At 41.1% G+C, this 258-nt stretch carries 1 pseudogene; it reads right to left on the minus strand.

The features are described 5' to 3' along the window. A pseudogene (locus SB658_RS25320) lies at window positions 1–215 on the minus strand (MinD/ParA family protein); the annotation flags it as partial. Between the last annotated feature and the right edge of the window lie 43 nt (window positions 216–258).

The following is a 258-nucleotide window of genomic DNA, read 5'->3' on the forward strand; positions in this document are numbered from 1 at the left end:
TCCTCAAGAAAGAACGACCATTGATCTTTATCTAAAGAAAACAGCTGTTCAAGTCCGCTTCCGCCAGAAATGTAATATAGGTTGTTCGTTCCTTGAGTCATAGCCGCTTGGAAGGATTTCTTCCTGACAAGAACATCTAATATAGAGCTGGTCGATGTTTTCCCTAGTAAAATATCAATATTCCCCATACCAAAATCAAGGTCGATGACTAACACTCGCTTACCTGCATTTGCGATAGACAGTGCCATATTCAGCGTC

Source organism: Bacillus sp. SIMBA_008 (assembly GCF_046535495.1).
Classification (GTDB): Bacteria; Bacillota; Bacilli; order Bacillales; family Bacillaceae; genus Bacillus; species Bacillus subtilis.